Annotated in this window: 11 protein-coding genes and 1 pseudogene; 7 read left to right on the top strand and 5 right to left on the bottom strand. The window is 67.2% G+C overall.

The genetic code is table 11. The annotated features are described in order from the left end of the window. Nucleotides 1-60 precede the first annotated feature (60 nt). Both RQI43_RS13140 and RQI43_RS13145 read right to left on the bottom strand, forming a co-directional pair. Nucleotides 61-402, bottom strand: coding sequence for a hypothetical protein (locus tag RQI43_RS13140; protein WP_056429778.1), 342 nt, complete (start codon nucleotides 400-402; stop codon nucleotides 61-63). Nucleotides 403-542: 140 nt separating this feature from the next. Beyond that, the gene (locus tag RQI43_RS13145; protein WP_056429776.1) at nucleotides 543-1,049 is read right to left on the bottom strand and encodes a GNAT family N-acetyltransferase; all 507 of its coding nucleotides are present in this window, start codon (nucleotides 1,047-1,049) and stop codon (nucleotides 543-545) included. A gap of 205 nt (nucleotides 1,050-1,254) precedes the next feature. Here RQI43_RS13145 and RQI43_RS13150 point away from each other — a divergent pair, with 205 nt between their 5' ends. After that, nucleotides 1,255-1,980, top strand: a complete 726-nt coding sequence (locus RQI43_RS13150) for a fused DSP-PTPase phosphatase/NAD kinase-like protein (RefSeq protein WP_056429774.1) — start codon at nucleotides 1,255-1,257, stop codon at nucleotides 1,978-1,980. Nucleotides 1,981-2,016: 36 nt separating this feature from the next. Here RQI43_RS13150 and RQI43_RS13155 read toward each other — a convergent pair whose 3' ends face one another. Both RQI43_RS13155 and RQI43_RS13160 read right to left on the bottom strand, forming a co-directional pair. Then, entirely contained in the window at nucleotides 2,017-2,919 is a 903-nt protein-coding gene (locus RQI43_RS13155; RefSeq protein ID WP_311275413.1) for a prephenate dehydratase, read from the bottom strand. Between the two features lie 20 nt (nucleotides 2,920-2,939). Then, nucleotides 2,940-3,683, bottom strand: a complete 744-nt coding sequence (locus RQI43_RS13160) for a 3-deoxy-manno-octulosonate cytidylyltransferase (RefSeq protein WP_056429770.1) — start codon at nucleotides 3,681-3,683, stop codon at nucleotides 2,940-2,942. 240 nt (nucleotides 3,684-3,923) lie between these two features. Between RQI43_RS13160 and RQI43_RS13165 the strand changes: the two are divergent. The 6 genes and pseudogenes from RQI43_RS13165 to RQI43_RS13190 form a co-directional block, all read left to right on the top strand. Further along, nucleotides 3,924-4,538, top strand: a pseudogene (locus RQI43_RS13165) (c-type cytochrome); the annotation flags it as partial. A 427-nt stretch (nucleotides 4,539-4,965) separates the two neighbouring features. Next, entirely contained in the window at nucleotides 4,966-6,231 is a 1,266-nt protein-coding gene (locus RQI43_RS13170) for an alpha-hydroxy acid oxidase (protein ID WP_311275414.1), read from the top strand. A 484-nt stretch (nucleotides 6,232-6,715) separates the two neighbouring features. Beyond that, nucleotides 6,716-8,584 (top strand): extracellular solute-binding protein, encoded by a 1,869-nt coding sequence (locus RQI43_RS13175; RefSeq protein ID WP_405030616.1) that lies wholly within the window; start codon nucleotides 6,716-6,718, stop codon nucleotides 8,582-8,584. Beyond that, nucleotides 8,536-10,443: an extracellular solute-binding protein gene (locus RQI43_RS13180; RefSeq protein WP_311275415.1), complete on the top strand. Its 1,908-nt coding sequence runs from the start codon at nucleotides 8,536-8,538 to the stop codon at nucleotides 10,441-10,443. Before RQI43_RS13175 ends, RQI43_RS13180 begins: the two co-directional genes overlap by 49 nt. A 9-nt stretch (nucleotides 10,444-10,452) precedes the next feature. Next, entirely contained in the window at nucleotides 10,453-11,559 is a 1,107-nt protein-coding gene (locus RQI43_RS13185; RefSeq protein ID WP_207412419.1) for a microcin C ABC transporter permease YejB, read from the top strand. Beyond that, a complete protein-coding gene (locus tag RQI43_RS13190) occupies nucleotides 11,556-12,086 on the top strand; it encodes an N-acetyltransferase (protein ID WP_311275416.1) in 531 nt (176 codons plus the stop codon). Before RQI43_RS13185 ends, RQI43_RS13190 begins: the two co-directional genes overlap by 4 nt. A 220-nt stretch (nucleotides 12,087-12,306) precedes the next feature. Here the strand turns inward: RQI43_RS13190 and RQI43_RS13195 are convergent, their stop codons facing one another. After that, nucleotides 12,307-14,391, bottom strand: coding sequence for a hypothetical protein (locus RQI43_RS13195; protein WP_311275417.1), 2,085 nt, complete (start codon nucleotides 14,389-14,391; stop codon nucleotides 12,307-12,309). Nucleotides 14,392-14,505 lie beyond the last annotated feature (114 nt).

Consider the following 14,505-nt stretch of genomic DNA (forward strand, 5'->3'; position numbering starts at 1 on the left):
CCCGGTGAAGCGTCCATCGAGCCCGCTTCCGGTTGATCGCCACGACGTCCACGTCGTCGATCAGGGCTTGTTCTTGCGCGAGCCGAACCAGCGCTGCCAGACGCCCTCGATCCAACGGGCCGAGCGTTCGAGCGGGACCTTGAGTGCCGGGATGTCCTGGCTGAGGAGAGCCAGTCCCACCGGCAGCATCCAAAGCCCGAGCACGGGCAGGATGGAGAAGATTCCGCCGAGGATGAACAGCAGCGCCGCGCCGATCCTGATCCAGCGGCGATGGGGTTCGCGAAGCCACTCGATGGCCTTGCGCAAAGTGTCCGGCAGCTTCTCGGTGAGGCGGGTGACGCGGTCGTCCCAATCCTGCGCCGTGCAATCGCGGCGCGACACGTCCTGCTGACTGGTGGTCATTGTGGTCCTTGTTCCGGCGCAGGGAAGTCCGGGCCGGCCCCCGACATGTGGGAGCGGTCCGGCTTCAGCGCAGGATCAACGATCCATGCCGTGCTTAGGGTTCCGTGACGGGGACTTCTGACCGGCCCGGCGGCCGGATGTCATTCGAAGCGGTAGGCCGCCTTGTCGAGGACGGCGCCGGCCATGCGGTCGACGGCCTCGGCCACCCTCTTGCCGCCGAGACCGGCGTAGAACGCGCAGGCGCGCTCGTTGCCCGTCAGCGTCCAGACTCCGATCCGTGTCAGGCCGTGGTCGATCAGGTCGTTGCGGATCGCGCGGAACAAGCGCCGGCCGAGCCCCAGGCCCTGATAGGCCGGCAGGATGTAGAGCTCGTCGATCTCGCCCGCTGCCTTCAGCGCGCTCCCCCTCGCCTGCCCGTAGATGGCGTATCCGACGATCTCGTCGCCGATCTCGACCACGACCAGGGGGCGGTTGCGCTGGGCCGCGCCGACCCACCATTGCGACGAGCGCTGGGAGATCATCCGCTCCAGGGAAATGCCGGGGATGATGCCGCGATAGGCCTCCCGCCAGGTTTCGTCGAAGACGTCGCTCAGCCGGTCGGCGTCTCCCGAACGGGCGCGGCGGATGCTGGTGGTGCTCGTCTTCATGACTGTCCCTACGCTCGGTGGAAACGGGAACGACGTCGCATCGAAATCCACGATACGGGCATGATGAAGGCAAGCCGGATGCCGAATTCTCGTGGCCGGGAATATCGATGCCCGATGGCGCCCTTCCGCGACACGCGTTTGCCCGATCCTCTACCGGCTGTTAGAGCCGCAGCACTGTCCTCCCGACCGGTTCCAGCAGCCACCCGTGTTCAACAGATTCATCAAGCCCGAGATCCGCTATGCCCGGCGCATGGCGCGGATCGCCCGCTTCGAGCAGCCGATCTCCGGTCGGAGCGCACGCGTGCGGGCCTGGGCCAACATGCTGCTCGTCGACCACGGCGTGTTCCGTCTCGCCTATCTGAACCGTCACAAGATCGGGACCGGCAAGATCTGGCGCTCGGCCCAGCCCACACCCCACCAGCTCGCCTGGTTCCGGCGGCAGGGCGTGCGCACGGTGATCTCCCTGCGTGGCGGCCGCGAGCACGGCTCCTGGCCGCTCCAGCGCGAGGCCTGCGCCCATCAGGGGCTGAACCTCGTCGAATTCGTGCTGCGCTCCCGCGAAGCGCCCTCGAAGGAGACGATCCTCGCCGCGAAGGCGTTTTTCGACGGCGTCCAGTATCCCGCCGTGATGCATTGCAAGTCGGGAGCGGACCGGGCCGGCCTCGGCGCTGCCCTGTTCCTCATCCTGCACGAAGGCGTGCCGGTCTCGGAGGCGATGCAGCAGCTCTCGGCCCGGTACGGCCATTTCCGCTTCGCCAAGACCGGGATTCTCGACGCCTTCTTCGACCTCTACCTGCGCGACGGCGAGGCGAAGGGTCTGGATTTCCTGACCTGGGTCGAGGCGGTCTACGACCCCGAGGCCTTGAAGCGCGATTTCCGCCCCGGCTTCTGGTCCGACTTCGTGGTCGACCGGGTGATCAAGCGGGAATAGGTCCGCCTCCCGCGCCTACTCCCCCGCCTCCCGCGCCTACTCCGCCGCCAGCCGCGTCGTCTCGCGGAACGGATGGGCCGGGTAGGTGCCGATGATGCGTAATTCGCGCGAGAAATACGCGAGTTCGTCCAGCGCGCGGGCGAGACCCGGATCCTCCGGATGGCCGTCGACCTCCGCATAGAACTGCGTCGCCGAGAACTGGCCTTCGACCATGTAGCTTTCGAGCTTCGACATGTTGACGCCGTTGGTGGCAAAGCCCCCGAGCGCCTTGTAGAGCGCGGCCGGGATGTTGCGGACGCGGAAGATGAAGCTCGTCACCGTCGGTCCGGTATTGGCTGGCACTTCCGCAGCCTCGGGCGAGAACACCACGAAGCGCGTGGTGTTGTGGCTCTCGTCCTCCACGTCACGGGCGAGGATATCGAGCCCGTAGACGCCTGCCGCCATGGCCGGCGCCAGCGCGCCGCGACTGGGATCCCCGGCCTCGGCGACTTCGCGCGCCGCGCCCGCCGTGTCGCCGGCCACGATGGCCTTCAGCCCCAGCCGCCGGATGATCTTGCGGCACTGGCCGAGGGCGTGGACATGGCTGTGCACCGTCCTGATCGCCTCGATCGGCGTGCCGGGAAGCGCCATCAACTGGAAATGGATCGGCAGGAAATGCTCGGCCACGATGTGCAGGCCGGATGTGGGGATGAGATGATGGATGTCGGCGACACGGCCGGCGATGGAGTTCTCGATCGGGATCATCGCCAGCGCCGCGCGGCCGTCATTCACCGCCGCGAAGGCTTCTTCGAACGAGGCGCAGGGCAGCGGGGTCCAGTCCGGATAGGCCTGGGCGCAGATGATGTGCGAGTTCGCGCCGGGCTCACCCTGGTAGGAGATCGTCTTACGGGATTCGGACGTGCGGGATTCGGACGTGCGGGGCTCGGTCGTCTGGGACATTGAGGTGATGACTCGGTTCGTCAGTTGAGGCGCCGGGCATTGAGCACGGCCCGCGCGCGCTCGAGGTCGGCGGGGGTGTCGACGCCCAGCGGCAGGTCGTCGACGATGGTGGCGTCGATGCGCATGCCCGCCTCCAGCGCCCGCAGCTGTTCCAGCTTCTCGCGGGTCTCGAGCTCCCCGGGCGGCAGGGCCATGAAGCGGGTGAGCGCACGGCGGCGATAGGCGTAAAGGCCGATATGGTGGAACAGCGGCCCCTCCCCCCAGGGCGCCTGCGCCCTGGTGAAATAGAGGGCGCGCAAGCGGTTCGGCGTCACGTGATGGCCCACGAGTTTCACCACGTTGGGATCGTGCCGCTCCTCGTCGCGGGTGATGAGGGCGCAGAGGGTGGCGATATCCACAGCCCGATCCGCGAGTGGCAGGATCGCGGCCGCGATGGCCGCCGGGTCGATCGTCGGCAGGTCGCCCTGCACGTTGACGATGACGTCGTGGTTGCCCTGCGGATCGATGATCTCGAGGGCCTCGGCCAGCCGGTCCGATCCGGAGGGATGATCGGCCCGGGTGAGGGTCGCGAGGCCTCCGACCCGCTCGATGGCATCGACGATCTCGACGGCATCGGTCGCCACCACCACGGGGCCGATGCCGGCCTCCACGGCCCGGCGCCAGACATGCACGATCATCGGCTCGCCGGCGATGTCGGCCATGGGCTTGTCGGGCAGCCGCGTGGCCGCCATGCGGGCGGGGATCAGGACGAGGGGATCTGACATCGACCGGCGGATCTCTCCAGTGAGGGGGCGGATTAGCAGGGGCGATGCGGGTTGTCATCGTCGCCGGGGCGGCGCACGGGTGACAGCTTCGCCTCTGCGACTACGCGGCCCGTGACTCCGGCATTGTCAAGATCGGTCGAGTACCGCTATTCACCCTCGAACATTTCCAGAGTCCGGGGCATCCGCTCACCGGGCCTCGCATGCCGCCGCAACCGGCGGACGCCCCCGGAGTTGTCGAGAATGGACTCTTTCGAGCTGAACAAGGTCGCGGGCGCCGTTCTCGGCACTCTTCTTCTCGCCATGGGCTCCGGGTTTGTCGCCGAGTTGATTTATTCTCCGAAGCCCGCCGGCAGCGCGGGCTACGCCCTCCCCGAGCCTCAGCCCGAGGCGGCGGGCGGTGGTGCGGCCGCCGCTGCCAAGGTCGAGCCGCTTCCGGTTCGCCTCGCCAGCGCCAGCGTCGAGAAAGGCACCGGCGCCGCCAAGAAGTGCGCCGCCTGCCACAGTTTCGAGAAGGGCGGCCCCAACAAGGTCGGCCCGCATCTCTGGGGCGTGGTCGATCGTCAGCGCGCCCATGAAGGCGGGTTCGAATATTCCGCCGCCTTGAAGGAAAAGGGCGGCACCTGGACCTACGACGAGCTCGACCACTTCCTCGCCAATCCGAAGACCTACGTGCCCGGCACCAAGATGGCCTTCGCCGGGATCCAGGCTCCGCAGGAGCGCGCCGATGTGATCGCGTATCTGCGTTCGCTTGCCGATACGCCGGCTCCGCTCCCCGCCGTGGAGAAGGCCGCGGCTGCGGACAGCCCGGCTGGCGACAAGCCTGTCGATCAGAAAGCGCCGGAAGAGAAGCCCGCGCAGTAGGCTACGCGACCGGGGAAGTTCCCACATCGATGAACGATCGGAAAGGCCGGGCTTGTCCCGGCCTTTTGCGTTCCAGGACGTGAGCCGCGTTTCCAACGAGGGAATCACCCGGACCGACAGCATCCCGCACTGCAGCAAAATAATGTGAAAGCCGGCTCACCCAGTGACTGAGGCGGTGCGGATCGCATGATCGTGATGACAGCAAATTAAGCACGATAATCCTGCGCTTTGCGTCGAAAAACAGTCTCCCTGTCGACTTTGTGGAAGGATTTCCCGGTAGGACGGGGGAGTGGGACACCACCACATTGAGTTAGAATTATATCAGTTATTGCATTGCACAATAAAAATGATGCAGGAAAGCCGCGTAATCTGGGCCGTGGAAACGGCGCATAGGTCGAACGGATTTGAAGGGCAGAGTGTTATGAGCGAGCATGCATCGATCCACCGTCGCAAGCTGCTGACGTATTTCTCGACCAGCCCGCTTTTCGCACCGAGCGCTGCCCGCGCCCTGGCCGGCATCGCCGCTTTCGGAACCACCGAAGCCGTGGCCCAGAGCTACGACGTGCTCCGCGCCGCTCCCGTGATGAACGGCGACCTCATCGCCTCCCCGGCGCAGGCCCTCAACGTGTTCGATTTCGAGCCCGTGGCGAAGAAGGAATTGCCGCCGGCGCATTACGGCTACCTTGCCAGCGGCGTCGACGCCGACAAGACGCTGAAGGCCAACCGTGACGATTTCGATAAGATCCATATCCGCGTTCGCCGCCTGATCGACGTGCGCAAGATCGACACGACCGTGAAGATCTTCGGTGAGACCTGGGCAAGCCCGATCGCGCTCGCCCCCGTCAGCAGCGTGGGTGCCTTCCACCCCGAGGCGGAGGCCGCCGCCGCCCGCGCCTGTAAGGTGAAGGGTCACCAGATGATCCTGTCCACGGTGGGCAGCACCTCCATCGAGACCGTGATCAAGGAGCGCGGCGCGCCCGTCTGGTACATGCTTTACCCGACCGACGATTGGTCCGTGACCGAGAAGCTGGTGAAGCGGGCCGAGGCCGCCGGCGCCCCGGCCATCGTGCTCACCGTGGATCGCCAGGGCGGCCGCAACACCGAGACGCTGTTCCGCGAGCGCCGCGCCGACACCCGCACCTGTACCGATTGCCACACGCCCGGCTTCAAGAACGAAGTCAGCCGCAAGCCGATGTTCGACGAGATCGACGTGTCGAAGGTGACCAACCTCTACGGCACCGGCATGACCTGGGATTACGTGAAGCGCCTGCGCGGCATCGTGAAGGGCAAGCTCGTCCTCAAGGGCATCATGACCCAGGAAGATGCCAAGATCGCCCTCACCCACGGCGTCGATGCGATCATCGTCTCCAACCATGGCGGCCGCGCCGAGGAGAGCCTGCAATCGACCATCGGCGCGCTGCCCGAGGTGGTCGCCGCCGTGAACGGCAAGGTGCCGGTCCTCATCGATGGCGGGTTCCGCCGCGGCACCGACGTGCTCAAGGCCCTGGCGCTCGGCGCCACCGCCGTCTGCGTCGGTCGTCCCTACATCTGGGGCCTCGCCGCCTTCGGCCAGCCGGGCGTCGAGATGGTGCTCACCCTGATGCAGCGCGAGTTCGAGACGATCATGCGCCAGGTCGGCGCCACCAAGATCGCCGAGATCACGCCCAAGAGCGTTCAGATCGTCTGACGTCCGGTCGATCGGATTTGTCCTACGGTTGATCAGCCGTGAGCGGATCATCCGTAGAAGTCGATTATCCAATCAGACCACCTCATCCTGAGGTGCCCTTTGCCTGAGCAAAGGGCCTCGAAGGAGCCCTCCAGTCTGCTCTATGGGTTCTGGAGGCCTCCTTCGAGGCCGCTGCGCGGCACCTCAGGATGAGGTAAGCCCTTGGGAGAACAGCCTAAACAGGTTCTTCCCCTCTCTCACGAAACTCCCGCTCCCGCTCCCGCTACGGTGCGGTACGTCGCGGGAAAATCGACCCTGATCTAGAGTTCCGTCAAGCACTCCGACGTCCTTCGGAGGACGGTCCTCCCACGCGTTCAACCGACGCGCCTGGGACTTGCCCGCTTGGCGCGCCCCGCCCCGGCGTCCTAGAAGGACATGCCGCCTGAGCCCTCTACGGCTTCGGCCATGGAATTCGGGAGACAGCCGCCTCGTGAAGCGAACAGCCCTGATCGGACGCCTACTCGCCGCTACCCTGGCAGTCTCCCTCGCCGTGGCGAGCTTCGCGGAGAGTGCGCGCGCCGCCACGCAGGACGGTGGATGGGCCCATGCCCTCACGCTGATGGGCGAGCCGAAATATCCGGCCGATTTCAAGCATTTCGATTACGCGGACCCGAAGGCCCCCAAGGGCGGCCTCGTCCGCCTCGGGGCACAGGGCGGGTTCGACAATTTCAACCTCGTCGTCTCCGGGCTGAAGGGCGATCTCGAGAGCGGGATCGGCCAGATCTACGATACCCTCATGACGGAATCGCTCGACGAGCCCTTCACCTCCTACGGCCTGCTGGCCGAGGGGGCGAAACTCGCCGACGACCTCTCCTCCGTGACCTACCGCCTGCGCGAGAATGCCCGCTGGCACGACGGCAAGCCGATCACGCCCGAGGATGTGGTCTGGTCCTACGAGACCCTGAAGGCCAACAGCCCGTTCTACGCCGCCTATTACCAGACGGTGGCGAAGGGCGAAGTCACCGGCCCGCGCGAAGTCACCTTCACCTTCGCCGAGAAGGGCAATCGCGAGCTGCCGCAGGTCCTCGGCCAGCTCCGCGTACTGCCCAAGCATTGGTGGACGGGCAAGGACGCGGAAGGACGCCAGCGCGACGTCACCCAGACCACCCTCGAGATGCCGCTGGGCTCCGGCCCCTACCGCCTCGCCAAGTTCGAGCCCGGCCGCAGCGCCACCTATGAGCGCGTGCCAGATTACTGGGGCGCCGACCTGCCGGTGAATGCCGGGCGCAACAATTTCGGCACGATGCGCAACGAGTATTTTCGCGATTCCACCGTGCTGATCGAGGCGCTGAAGGGCGACCTGTTCGATTTCCGGGCCGAGAACGTCGCCCGCAACTGGGCCACGGCCTATGACGATTTCCCCGCCGTGAAGGAGGGTCGCCTCATCAAGGAGGAGTTCCCCGATCGCGGGAACGGCACCATGCAGGCCTTCGTCTTCAACACCCGCAAGGCGAAATTCGCCGACGAGCGGGTGAGGCGCGCCTTCAACCTCGCCATGAATTTCGAGGAGATGAACCGCTCGCTGTTCTACGGCCTCTACAAGCGGATCGACTCCTACTACTTCGGCTCGGAACTCGTCTCGTCGGGTCTCCCCCAGGGTGAGGAACTGGCGATCCTCGAGGCGGTGAAGGACAAGGTCCCGGCCTCCGTCTTCACGACCCCCTACGCGAACCCGGTGAACGGCACGCCGGATGCGGTGCGCGCCAACCTGCGCGAGGCCGTGCGCCTCCTCAAGGAGGCCGGCTACGAGCTTCGCGACGGGCGCATGACCAACGTGAAGACCGGTGAACCGCTCACGGTCGAGTTCCTTGAATTCCAGAGCGTGTTCGAGCGGGTGATCCTGCCCTTCTCGGCTCAGTTGAAGCTCATCGGCATCCAGACCTCGCTGCGCGTCATCGACCAGGCGCAGTACCAGAACCGGCTGCGCGGCTTCGACTTCGACGTGACCACGAGTTCCTGGGGCCAGTCGCTTTCGCCCGGTAACGAGCAGCGCGAATATTGGGGATCGGCCGCGGCCGACAAGCAGGGATCGCGCAACCTGATCGGCATCAAGGACCCGGCCATCGATACGCTGATCGAGCGTGTGATCTTCGCCAAGGACCGCCCGGGCGTGCTTGCCGCCACCCACGCCCTCGACCGGGTGCTCCTCGCCCACAACTTCGTCGTGCCGCAATGGGCCTCGAACGTGTCGCGGACCCTGCGCTGGAACCGGTTCGCGCATCCGGCGACCCTGCCGCTCTACGGCTCCTCCGGCTTCCCGACCACATGGTGGTACGACGAGGCGCTCGCCGCCAAGACCGGGGCGCCGCGGTGAGGTTCGCGCCGACCCGCCGGGACTTCGTCGCCGGGGCCGGCGCCCTCGGCATCGCCACCGCCCTGACGAAGCCGGCGGGGGCCGCCCTCACCGGGGCGAGACACGGCATGTCGAGTTTCGGGGAACTGAAATACCCGGCCGACTTTCCGCATTTCGCCTATGTGAACGCGGCGGCCCCGCGCGGCGGCCGGTTCTCGGCGCAGCTCTCGGCGACCCTCGGCAACCAGGCCGGCGACACGTTCAACACCCTCAACATCTACGTCCTGCGCGGCGACGGCGCCGCCGGCATGAACCTCACCTTCGATTCGCTGATGGTGCGGGCGTTGGACGAGCCCGATTCGCTCTATGGCCTCGTCGCCCGCAGCGTGGAAGCGAGCGAGGACGGCCTCACCTACCGCTTCACCCTTCGCCCCCAGGCGCGGTTCCACGATGGCACGCGCCTCACCGCCGCCGATGTCGCCTTCTCCCTGAATCTACTGAAGGAGAAGGGCCACCCCGAGATCTCCCAGGTGATCCGCGACATGGCGGATGCCGTGGCCGAGAGCGACGAGACGCTGATCGTGCGATTCGAGAAGGGCCGCAGCCGCGATCTGCCGCTCTTCGTCGCCACCCTGCCGATCTTCTCGAAGGCCTATTACGCGGGCCGCGACTTCGAAGCCTCCACCCTGGAGCCGCCGATGGGGTCCGGCCCCTACAAGGTCGGGCGCCTGGAAGCCGGCCGCTTCATCGAGCTGGAGCGGGTGGCCGATTACTGGGCCGCCGACCTGCCGGTGATGGTGGGCCAGAACAATTTCGAGCAGATTCGCTACGAGTATTTCCGCGATCGTCAGGTGGCGTTCGAGGCGTTCAAGAGCGGCATCTTCACCTTCCGCGAGGAGTTCACCGCCCGCGTCTGGGCGACGGGCTACGATTTCCCCGCCTTCCGCGAGGGCCGCGTGCGCAAGGAGGTCGTGCCCGATGCGCGACCCTCCGGCACGCAGGGCTGGTGGATCAACACCCGCCGCGAAGCCTTCAAGGATCGCCGGGTCCGCGAGGCGATCGGCCTGTGTTTCGACTTCCCCTGGGCGAACAAGAACCTGATGTTCGGCGCCTATATCCGCACGGCCTCGTTCTTCGAGAATTCAGACCTCAAGGCCACCGGGAAACCCTCGGCCGAGGAACTCGCGCTGCTCGACCCCATGCGCGCCGGCCTGCCGGACGAGGTCTTCGGCGAGGCCTGGCAACCCGCGCAGTCCGACGGCTCCGGCCAGGACCGGGCGTTGCTCAGCCGCGCCGTGGCGCTCCTGCGCGAGGCGGGCTGCACGCGGGAAGGCGGCACCATCGCGCTGCCGGGAGGCAAGCCCCTTGAGATCGAGTTCCTCGACGCCGATCCGGCCCTCGAGCCGCACACCCAATCCTTCATCCGCAATCTCGGCCTGATCGGGATCAAGGCCACCATCCGGCGGGTGGACACGTCCCAGTATCAGTCCCGCCTGAAGGATTTCGACTTCGACATCACCTCGCGCCGCTATAGCAACGGCCCAACGCCCGGGCCGGAACTGAGGCAGGTCTACGGCTCGGCCAGCGCCGCGACGCCGGGCTCGGACAACCTCGCCGGGATCTCCAACGCTACGGTGGACGCCCTGATCGGCCGGGTGCTCGATGCGTCCACCCGCGCCGATCTCACCGTTGCCGCCCGCGCCCTCGACCGGGTGCTGCGCTCGGGCCGCTACTGGATTCCGATGTGGTACAAGGCCGATCACCGCCTTGCCCTCTGGGACGTCTACGGCCACCCATCGCCCGGACCGGCCTACGATCTCGGCGCCCCGGCGATCTGGTGGCACGATGCCGACAAGGCCCGGCGAATCGGCAGGAATTGAGGACCAGACGTGCTCGCCTACATCCTGCGCCGCATCGCCCTCATGGTCCCGACGATCTTCGGGATCATGCTCATCACCTTCGTCATCGTGCAATTCGCCCCCGGCGGGCCGGTGGAGCGCGTGCTGGCGCAGCTGCAGGGCCAGAGCGAGGGCAGCCTGTCCCGCGTCACCGGCGGGGCCGGCGATCTCGGCGGCGGCGGGCGCTCGGCCGGCGGCGGCTCGGAGGCGAGTTCGCGCTATCGCGGCGCGCAGGGGCTCGACCCGGCCTTCATCAAGAAGCTCGAACAGCAATTCGGCTTCGACAAGCCGGCACCCGAGCGCTTCGCCAAGATGCTGTGGGACTACGCCACCTTCGATTTCGGCAAGAGCTATTTTCGCGATGTCTCGGTGCTGCAGCTGATCCGCGAGCGCCTGCCGGTCTCGATCTCCCTCGGCCTGTGGATGACGCTCCTGTCCTACGCGATCTCGATTCCGCTGGGCATCCGCAAGGCGGTGAAGGACGGCTCGCGCTTCGACCTGTGGACCTCCAGTATCGTCATCGTCGGCTACGCCATCCCGAGCTTCCTGTTCGGCATCGCCCTCATCATCCTGTTCGCCGGCGGCTCGTTCCTGCAGGTCTTCCCGATCCGCGGCCTCACCAGCGAGGGCTGGGAGAACTTTACCCTCTGGGGCAAGATCGTCGATTACGCCTGGCACATGACGCTGCCGCTCACCGCGCTGGTTCTCGGCGCCTTCGCCACCTCGACCCTGCTCACCAAGAACTCGTTCCTCGACGAGATCCGTAAGCAATACGTGATGACGGCCAGGATGAAGGGGCTCACCGAGCGGCGGGTGCTCTATGGCCACGTGTTCCGCAACGCCATGCTGATCGTGGTCGCGGGCTTTCCCGGCGCGTTCATCTCGGCCTTCTTCGCCGGCTCCCTGCTCATCGAGACGATCTTCTCCCTCGACGGGCTTGGCCTCCTGTCCTTCACCGCCATCGTCGGGCGCGATTACCCGATCGTCTTCGCCACGCTCTACATTTTCTCGCTGATGGGTCTGGCGGTGAACCTGCTCTCCGACCTGATCTACACTTGGATCGATCCGCGCATCGATTTCTCCGCTCGCGCCACATGACCAGCCTGCCTCTCGTCATTCGGCCCGAGCGGCCGGGCGATGCCGATTCCATCGAACGCCTCCACGCCCGCGCCTTCGGGCCGGGACGTTTCGCCCGCACCGCCAATCGCCTGCGCGAAGGCGCCCGGCCCATGGCGGATCTCTGCTTCACCGCGCTGGTCGGCACGTATCTGGTCGGCTCGGTTCGTGTCGCTCCGGCGGAGGCGGGAGGGCCGCTTTTGGTGCTGGGGCCGCTCACGGTGGATCCGAGCTTCGGTAAGCGTGGCACCGGCGGATCGTTGATGCAGGCGAGCCTCGACGCCGCGCGGGCCGGCGGCCACGGGCTCGTCATTCTGGTGGGAGACGCGCCCTATTACCGTCGCTTCGGTTTCGCGCCCGTGCCGCCGGGCCGCCTGCTGCCGCCGGGACCGGTCGACCCCGCGCGCTTCCTCTGGCTCGAACTCCGTCCCGGCGCCTTGGAGACGGTATCTGGGATCGTCAGGCCCGTTCGTCCGCTCGCAATCTTGGGCGGCGAGACGCGCGGCTGAACCCTCTTCCCGCTGTGGGGAGGGGGACGCGGTATGCGATCCATTGATGGGAAGATAGAGCACCGGGCCGTTCTACCGGCGCACTCCTTCTCCCCTCTGCGGGAGAAGGTGGCCCGCGAAGCGGGTCGGATGAGGGGAGCTTCGGTGCCGGATGTCGCGCTGCCCCTCTCCCGGTCGCTCCGCGACCACCCTCCCCCGCAGAGGGGGGAGGGTCGGAGACCTACGCCGCCCGCCCGCGCCGGCCCTCCACCAGCCACATCGCCAGCACCGCACCGGCCAAAGCCACCAGCGCCCACAGACCGAGCGCCAGGGGATAGACCTCGACGCCGCGAATGACGGCGCTGTCGCTGGGGCGGAAGCCGATCCAGTCGGCGCCGGCCAGACGCCCGCTGCGCACGGCCTGAAGGCGCGGCACCACGGTGGTCCCGCCCGCATCGGCGACGCGGCGGATCGAGCCGCCGGTCCCTTCGGCCAGGGCCTTCAGACGCTCGGTATCGCTGAACACGTCGGTGAGTTCGCGCGGGTTCGGCGGCCCGACGCTGACGAAGGCGATGAGCGAGCCGGAGCGCAGGGTATGGAGCCCGAGCTCCGTGGCCTCGAAGGTCGTGCTGAACAGGCCGGGCTCCCCGGCCGTGAGGGTGAGCGTCCGCTCCGGTCCGGTCGGTCCCTTCACGGTGACGGGGTCGGTAGTCTCGGCCATGGTCTGGCGCTCGACGCGGACTTCGCGGCCATGCCCCGTCGTCTGCGCCCGCAAGGCCTCTTCTTCGAGCGCCGGCTCCTTCATCAGCCAATGGCCGAGGCGGCGCAGCAGGTCGAGATAGGGGCCGCCCTCCTGGTAGCCGCGTGCCCAGAGCCAGGCATGGTCGGACAGAAGAAGGGCGACCCGACCCTTGTCCTCCCGCGAGAGAGCGAGGAGCGGCAGGGCGTTCGGCCCCTGCAGGATCGGCTGGATGCCGGGCTTGGTCTGGGCGGAGACGATGCGCAGCCAGTCACCCCAGGCCGGGGGAGAGGCCTCCGAGCCCGGCAGGGCGCGGGTGACGGGGTGGCGGGTGCCGGTGCCCGTCAGCGCCGCCTTGTAGGGCTGCTCCACCACCCGACCATTGGGCTCGCCCGGCAGAATCTGGGAGAGCCGGGTACGGGCGAGGCTCGCCGAGGAGGCGAATTCCGGCCCCGCCGCGATGAGCAGCGCGCCGCCATCGCGGACATAGCGGACGATGTTGTCGAAATAGGCCGAGGGCAGCACGCTCTGGTTGGCGTAGCGGTCGAAGATGATGAGGTCGAAATCCTTGATCTTCTGGACGAACAGCTCGCGCGTCGGGAAGGCGATGAGCGACAGTTCGGAGATCGGCGTGCCATCCTGCTTCTCCGGTGGCCGCAGGATGGTGAAGTGGACGAGATCGACGTTCGCGTCCGATTTCAGCAGGTTGCGCCAGGTCCGCTCACCCTGGTGCGGCTCGCCCGAGACGAGGAGCACGCGCAGCTTCTCGCGGATGCCCTCGATGGGCAGGACGGCGCGGTTGTTGATGGTGGTCAACTCACCGGGCAGCGGCTCGACCTCGATCTCCACGACGTTGGGGCCGCCATGCTCGATCTTGGTCGTCAGCGAGAAGGGCTGGCCGGTGGGGAAGGTGCGGCGTCCGATCTCCTCGCCGTCGCGGCGCACGGTGACGGTGGCGTTGCCGGTGCCGCCCCGCTCCATCACCTCGGCGCGGATGGTGAGATCGCGCCCGACGATGCCGAAGCGCGGGGCCTCGATCAGCTTGATCTGCCGGTCGCGCTCGTCGGGATGGCCGGTGACGAGGACATGGAGCGGCGCCTTGATGCCGAGCGCCGCGACATTGGCCGGGATGTCGTGGACCACGCCGTCCGTCAGCATCACCACGCCGGCGAGGCGATCCGGCGGAACGTCGGCAAGCCCCTGGGACAGGGCCGTGAACAGCTTGGTGCCGTCATCGCCGTCCTTGGCGTCGGGCACATCGATGAAGCGCGGCTCGATGTTGCTGAGCGATCCGAAGCGCCTCTGCAACTCAGCCCGCACCGTATCAGTCATGGCCGGACGGTCACCGAGACTTTGCGACCCCGACCGGTCGACCACGATGGCCGCGATGTCCTTCACCGGCTCGCGGTCCTCGCGCACCAGCGACGGGTTGGCGATGGCCAGCAGCACGAGCCCGAGGGCCAGCGCCCGCAGGATCGCCGTGCGCCCCCGCGCCACGAAGGCGAGGACGACGAAGATCGCCACCAGAACGCCGAACCCGGCAATGACTGGCCACGGGATGAGGGGGGTGAAGCTGAGGCTCAGCATGGGCTAGCGGCCTCTGTGGTTGTGATGAACTGGCACGGCGTTGCCGCCGAACCCCCTCTCCCCTCTGCGGGGGAGGGTGGCCCTCGCGTCAGCGAGGGTCGGGAGAGGGGAGCG

The organism is Methylobacterium sp. WCS2018Hpa-22 (assembly GCF_031843785.1).
Taxonomy (GTDB): domain Bacteria; phylum Pseudomonadota; class Alphaproteobacteria; order Rhizobiales; family Beijerinckiaceae; genus Methylobacterium.

Coding starts and splice junctions, on each gene's coding strand:
- RQI43_RS13170 (WP_311275414.1), top strand. CDS start 4,966: ATGAGCGAGCATGCATCGATCCACCGTCGCAAGCTGCTGACGTATTTC.
- RQI43_RS13160 (WP_056429770.1), bottom strand. CDS start 3,683: ATGTCAGATCCCCTCGTCCTGATCCCCGCCCGCATGGCGGCCACGCGG.
- RQI43_RS13155 (WP_311275413.1), bottom strand. CDS start 2,919: ATGTCCCAGACGACCGAGCCCCGCACGTCCGAATCCCGCACGTCCGAA.
- RQI43_RS13180 (WP_311275415.1), top strand. CDS start 8,536: ATGGTGGTACGACGAGGCGCTCGCCGCCAAGACCGGGGCGCCGCGGTG.
- RQI43_RS13195 (WP_311275417.1), bottom strand. CDS start 14,391: ATGCTGAGCCTCAGCTTCACCCCCCTCATCCCGTGGCCAGTCATTGCC.
- RQI43_RS13145 (WP_056429776.1), bottom strand. CDS start 1,049: ATGAAGACGAGCACCACCAGCATCCGCCGCGCCCGTTCGGGAGACGCC.
- RQI43_RS13190 (WP_311275416.1), top strand. CDS start 11,556: ATGACCAGCCTGCCTCTCGTCATTCGGCCCGAGCGGCCGGGCGATGCC.
- RQI43_RS13140 (WP_056429778.1), bottom strand. CDS start 402: ATGACCACCAGTCAGCAGGACGTGTCGCGCCGCGATTGCACGGCGCAG.